The 6,941-nt window shown below is 45.4% G+C and carries 3 protein-coding genes; all 3 read left to right on the top strand.

Annotated features, from left to right (window positions below):
• The first annotated feature begins 1 nt into the window (after position 1).
• The 3 genes from E0D98_RS20055 to E0D98_RS20045 are packed head-to-tail and all read left to right on the top strand — an operon-like array spanning position 2 to position 6,937.
• Complete coding sequence (locus E0D98_RS20055) at positions 2-1,687, top strand: ABC transporter ATP-binding protein/permease (protein WP_000628549.1); 1,686 nt, start codon at positions 2-4, stop codon at positions 1,685-1,687.
• A 37-nt stretch (positions 1,688-1,724) separates the two neighbouring features.
• Positions 1,725-4,097 (top strand): TonB-dependent receptor plug domain-containing protein, encoded by a 2,373-nt coding sequence (locus E0D98_RS20050; RefSeq protein WP_047089237.1) that lies wholly within the window; start codon positions 1,725-1,727, stop codon positions 4,095-4,097.
• Positions 4,098-4,153: 56 nt separating this feature from the next.
• Positions 4,154-6,937 (top strand): M16 family metallopeptidase, encoded by a 2,784-nt coding sequence (locus tag E0D98_RS20045; RefSeq protein ID WP_024173889.1) that lies wholly within the window; start codon positions 4,154-4,156, stop codon positions 6,935-6,937.
• Positions 6,938-6,941: the final 4 nt, after the last annotated feature.

Here is a 6,941-nt window from a genome sequence, read left to right as displayed (position 1 = left end):
AATGATAACCATTCCCATTACGTTTTGTATGTTGATAGCAAAGTATCTCTGTCTGCTGAAGCCCTTTTGGCTGCGTAAGAATAATAAAACTTCAGTGTTGTTAATCATTATTATCCTCGCCATGATCCTTGGCGTGGTTAAAATTCAGGTCTGGTTAAACGACTGGAATAATGATTTTTTCAATGCGCTAAGCCAGAAAGAAACCGATAAGCTTTGGCAGCTTGTCCTTTGGTTCCCTGCCCTGCTGGGGATCTTTGTATTAATATCCGTAAACAAAACATGGTTAATTAAACTACTGACTATTCGCTGGCGCGAATGGTTAACAGATTACTACCTTAATCGGTGGTTTGCAGATAAAAACTACTACTTCACGCAGATCTACGGCGAGCATAAAAATACAGATAACCCTGACCAACGTATCGCTGAAGACATTCTCTTACTGATCAGCAAAACGCTCAGCCTTTCATTTGGCTTCATCCAGTCACTTAGCATGCTGATCACCTTTACCGTTATTCTTTGGCAAAGCGCGGGTACGCTCTCATTCACTGTTGGTGGAACAGAATGGAATATCCAGGGGTATATGGTCTATACCGTTGTGCTCATTGTGATCGGTGGAACTTTATTTACCCATAAGGTTGGTAAACGTATTCGTCCGCTTAATGTGGAAAAACAACGTAGCGAAGCGACATTTCGAACAAATCTTGTGCAGCATAATAAGCAGGCAGAACTGATTGCGCTAAGCAATGCTGAGTCTCTACAACGCCAGGAGTTGAGCGACAATTTTCATACCATTAAAGAGAACTGGCATCGTTTAATGAATCGTCAGCGGTGGCTTGATTACTGGCAGAATATTTATTCGCGCTCGCTTAGCGTTCTTCCCTACTTTCTGTTATTGCCGCAGTTTATTAGCGGGCAGATCAATCTGGGCGGACTGATGAAATCGCGCCAGGCATTTATGCTGGTATCGAACAATTTAAGCTGGTTTATTTATAAATATGACGAACTTGCTGAACTGGCTGCGGTTATCGATCGTTTGTATGAGTTCCATCAACTCACCGAACAGCGCCCTACGAATAAACCTAAAAATTGCCAACATGCGGTACAAGTGGCTGACGCGAGTATTCGTACTCCTGATAATAAGATCATATTAGAGAACCTGAACTTTCATGTTTCGCCAGGCAAATGGCTATTACTGAAAGGTTACTCTGGTGCGGGAAAAACCACACTGCTTAAAACATTATCTCACTGCTGGCCGTGGTTTAAAGGTGATATTTCTTCTCCTGCTGACAGTTGGTATGTGTCACAAACACCGTTAATCAAAAGCGGCTTACTGAAAGAGATTATTTGTAAAGCACTTCCCCTGCCCGTAGACGATAAATCGTTGAGCGAAGTACTGCATCAGGTTGGTCTGGGGAAATTGGCTGCGCGTATTCATGACCACGATCGCTGGGGAGATATTCTTTCCAGCGGCGAAAAACAACGTATCGCCCTGGCACGATTAATTTTACGACGTCCGAAATGGATATTTCTTGACGAAACTACCTCTCATCTTGAGGAACAAGAGGCTATCCGCTTACTGCGTTTAGTGCGTGAAAAACTACCCACAAGCGGCGTCATTATGGTTACACATCAATCCGGTGTCTGGAACCTGGCAGATGATATTTGTGACATTAGCGCGGTTTTATAAAAACAATAAAAGCCCTGCTGTACGGAGATATAAATAAATGAAGCGAGTTCTTATTCCTGGCGTCATTTTATGTGGCGCTGATGTGGCGCAGGCCGTCGATGACAAAAACATGTACATGCATGTTTTTGAAGAGATGACGGTCTATGCTCCTGTCCCTGTACCCGTAAACGGCAACACGCATTATACCAGTGAAAGCATCGAGCGTTTACCGACCGGGAATGGCAATATCAGCGATCTGCTGAGAACCAACCCTGCGGTACGCATGGATTCAACGCAAAGTACCTCGTTGAACCAGGGAGATATTCGCCCTGAGAAAATCTCTATTCACGGTGCGTCGCCCTACCAGAATGCCTATTTGATTGACGGTATTAGTGCAACTAATAACCTGAACCCAGCGAATGAGTCCGATGCCAGTAGTGCAACCAATATTAGCGGGATGTCACAGGGGTATTATCTTGATGTCAGCTTACTGGACAATGTGACGCTTTATGACAGTTTTGTGCCGGTTGAATTTGGTCGCTTCAATGGCGGGGTAATTGATGCAAAGATCAAACGCTTCAACGCTGATGATAGCAAGGTGAAATTGGGTTATCGCACTACGCGTTCGGACTGGTTAACATCGCATATCGATGAGAATAACAAGAGCGCATTTAATCAAGGCTCTTCAGGAAGTACTTATTACTCCCCAGATTTTAAAAAGAACTTTTATACCTTGTCATTTAATCAGGAACTCGCTGATAACTTCGGCGTTACCGCCGGTTTATCGCGCCGCCAGTCTGATATCACCCGCGCGGATTATGTTTCGAATGACGGCATTGTCGCCGGTCGGGCACAGTATAAAAACGTTATCGATACTGCATTGAGCAAATTTACCTGGTTTGCCAGCGACCGCTTTACCTACGATTTAACCTTAAAATATACCGGCTCCAGTCGTGATTATAATACCAGCACCTTCCCGCAGTCTGATCGCGAAATGGGTAATAAATCCTACGGTCTGGCATGGGATATGGATACGCAGCTCGCATGGGCCAAACTGCGTACCACCGTTGGTTGGGATCATATTAGTGATTATACCCGTCACGATCATGACATCTGGTACACCGAACTTTCATGTACATATGGTGATATTACAGGGCGTTGCACCCGTGGCGGATTAGGACACATTTCCCAGGCTGTAGATAATTACACCTTCAAAACACGCCTGGACTGGCAAAAATTCGCCGTGGGTAATGTTTCGCATCAACCCTACTTCGGCGCGGAATACATCTATTCCGATGCGTGGACTGAACGCCATAACCAGTCTGAATCCTATGTGATTAATGCTGCCGGAAAGAAAACTAACCATACCATTTACCATAAAGGTAAAGGCAGCCTGGGAATTGACAACTACACGCTGTATATGGCGGATCGCATTAGCTGGCGGAATGTGTCATTAATGCCCGGCGTGCGGTATGACTATGACAACTATCTGTCAAACCACAATATCTCCCCGCGCTTTATGACGGAATGGGATATTTTTGCTGATCAAACCTCAATGATTACAGCAGGTTATAACCGTTACTATGGCGGGAATATTCTTGATATGGGATTACGTGATATCCGCAATAGCTGGACGGAATCGGTATCAGGCAATAAAACCCTGACGCGTTATCAGGATTTGAAAACGCCTTATAACGATGAACTGGCAATGGGATTGCAGCAGAAAATCGGTAAGAACGTTATTGCGCGCGCAAACTATGTTTACCGTGAAGCGCATGATCAAATCAGCAAAAGCAGTCGTACCGACAGCGCGACTAAAACCACCATTACTGAATATAACAACGACGGCAAAACAAAAACGCATTCGTTCAACCTCAGTTTTGAACTGGCCGACCCCCTGCATATCAGCCAGGTAGATATTAACCCGCAAATTGTCTTTAGCTATATCAAGAGCAAGGGCAACTTGTCGTTAAACAATGGTTATGAGGAGAGCAATACCGGTGATAACCAGGTGGTTTATAACGGTAATCTGGTTTCTTACGATAGCGTTCCAGTGGCAGATTTTAATAACCCATTAAAGATCTCCTTAAACATGGATTTCACGCATCAACCGAGCGGGTTAGTGTGGGCGAATACGCTGGCCTGGCAAGAAGCGCGTAAAGCTCGCATTATCCTGGGTAAGACAAATGCGCAATACATCAGCGAATATTCAGATTACAAGCAGTATGTTGACGAAAAACTGGATAGCAGCCTGACCTGGGACACCCGCTTGTCCTGGACGCCACAATTTCTGAAACAACAAAACCTGACGATCAGTGCCGATATTCTCAATGTATTGGATAGCAAAACCGCTGTTGATACAACGAATACCGGTGTGGCGACCTACGCCAGTGGCCGTACTTTCTGGCTTGATGTCAGCATGAAATTTTAATAGTTCGGATTTTACTTAACCGGGTAAATTCGCCCGGTTTTCGCATGGAGATAATTATGAGAAACCTCTGTTTCTTACTGACGTTAGTGGCAACTCTGTTGCTCCCCGGGCGGCTGATTGCCGCCGCCTTACCGCAGGATGAAAAGTTAATTACCGGGCAACTGGACAATGGCTTGCGATATATGATTTATCCGCATGCTCAACCAAAGGATCAGGTAAATTTATGGCTGCAAATTCATACCGGTTCATTGCAGGAAGAAGACAATGAGCGCGGCGTGGCTCATTTTGTAGAACATATGATGTTTAACGGCACAAAAACATGGCCGGGTAATAAAGTCATCGAAACATTTGAGTCAATGGGCCTGCGTTTTGGTCGCGATGTTAATGCCTATACCAGCTATGACGAAACGGTGTATCAGGTGAGTTTGCCGACTACGCAGAAACAAAATCTGCAACAAGTGATGGCAATCTTCAGTGAATGGAGTAATGCCGCAACCTTTGAAAAACTCGAAGTAGACGCTGAACGTGGCGTAATTACTGAGGAATGGCGTGCCCATCAGGATGCGAAATGGCGCACCTCTCAGGCGCGCCGCCCTTTCCTGCTTGCTAATACCCGTAATTTAGACCGTGAACCTATCGGCCTGATGGATACTGTCGCCACGGTCACACCGGCACAATTGCGCCAATTTTATCAACGCTGGTATCAACCAAATAATATGACCTTTATCGTGGTCGGCGATATCGACAGTAAAGAAGCGCTGGCGCTGATAAAGGATAATTTAAGTAAGCTTCCGGCTAACAAAGCAGCTGAAAATCGCGTCTGGCCGACAAAAGCCGAAAACCACCTGCGCTTTAATATCATTAATGATAAAGAAAACCGGGTGAACGGCATCGCACTCTATTATCGCCTGCCAATGGTACAAGTGAACGATGAGCAAAGCTTTATCGAACAAGCTGAATGGAGCATGTTAGTTCAGCTGTTCAATCAACGTCTGCAGGAACGCATACAGTCGGGCGAGTTGAAGACTATTTCTGGCGGCACTGCGCGCAGCGTTAAAATTGCACCCGATTATCAGTCGCTGTTTTTCCGTGTAAATGCACGAGACGATAATATGCAGGATGCTGCGAATGCATTAATGGCAGAGTTGGCAACCATTGATCAGCATGGTTTTTCTGCTGAAGAACTCGATGATGTCAAATCTACCCGCCTCACCTGGCTGAAAAATGCGGTTGATCAGCAAGCTGAACGTGATTTACGTATGCTGACCAGTCGCCTGGCATCCAGCTCATTAAATAATACGCCGTTCTTGTCGCCGGAAGAGACATATCAACTTTCGAAACGTCTGTGGCAGCAAATTACCGTGCAAAGTCTGGCGGAAAAATGGCAGCAGTTAAGAAAGAACCAGGACGCATTTTGGGAGCAAATGGTAAACAATGAGCTTGCCGCCAAAAAAGCATTGTCTCCTGCGGCTATCCTGGCGCTGGAAAAAGAGTACGCCAACAAAAAGCTGGCGGCTTACATCTTCCCAGGCAGAAATTTATCGTTAACAGTAGACGCTGACCCACAGGCGGAAATTAGCAGCAAAGAAACGCTGGCTGAGAATCTGACATCATTAACACTTTCCAATGGTGCCAGGGTTATTCTGGCAAAATCCGCGGGTGAAGAGCAAAAGCTACAAATTACTGCCGTATCGAATAAAGGCGATTTAAGTTTCCCTGCGCAGCAAAAATCACTTATCGCGCTGGCAAATAAAGCAGTAAGCGGAAGCGGCGTTGGTGAGCTCTCCTCTTCCAGCCTGAAACGCTGGAGTGCGGAAAATTCGGTAACCATGAGCAGTAAAGTCAGTGGCATGAATACGTTGCTCTCCGTTAGCGCGCGGACTAATAACCCTGAACCTGGTTTTCAGTTGATTAACCAGCGAATCACCCACAGCACGATTAACGACAATATTTGGGCATCGCTACAAAATGCTCAAATTCAGGCGTTGAAAACGCTCGACCAGCGTCCAGCGGAGAAATTCGCCCAGCAGATGTATGAGACGCGCTATGCTGATGACCGCACGAAATTACTGCAAGAAAATCAGATTGTACAGTTTACTGCCGCAGATGCGCTGGCTGCCGATCGCCAGTTGTTTTCATCTCCAGCGGATATCACGTTTGTCATTGTCGGTAATGTCTCAGAAGACAAACTCGTGGCGTTAATTACGCGTTACTTAGGATCAATCAAACACTCTGATTCGCCATTAGCCGCAGGTAAACCATTAACTCGCGCGATGGACAACGCATCGGTTACTGTAAAAGAACAAAATGAACCTGTGGCACAGGTTTCACAGTGGAAGCGTTATGATTCCCGGACACCTGTTAATCTGGCGACGCGTATGGCGCTCGATGCTTTTAACGTCGCACTGGCAAAAGATCTACGTGTTAATATTCGTGAACAGGCATCTGGAGCATACAGCGTTTCTTCTCGCCTCTCGGTTGATCCTCAGGCCAAAGATATCAGTCATTTGCTGGCTTTTACTTGTCAACCAGAACGACATGATGAACTGTTAACGTTAGCGAATGAAGTGATGGTTAAGCGTCTGGCTAAAGGGATCAGTGAGCAAGAACTGAATGAATACCAGCAAAACGTTCAGCGCAGCCTCGATATCCAACAGCGTAGCGTTCAACAATTAGCGAACACTATTGTAAATAGTCTTATTCAATATGACGATCCTGCAGCATGGACTGAGCAGGAGCAATTGTTGAAACAAATGACGGTAGAGAATGTTAACACTGCCGTTAAACAATATCTTTCTCATCCGGTAAATACTTATACCGGAGTATTATTGCCAAAATAATAAC

Origin of the sequence: Escherichia sp. KCJ4928, assembly GCF_004352695.1 — a bacterium.
Classification (GTDB): Bacteria; Pseudomonadota; Gammaproteobacteria; order Enterobacterales; family Enterobacteriaceae; genus ECMA0423.
Note: the sequence above shows the minus strand (reverse complement) of the source record. Positions and strands in the feature narration are given on the sequence as shown.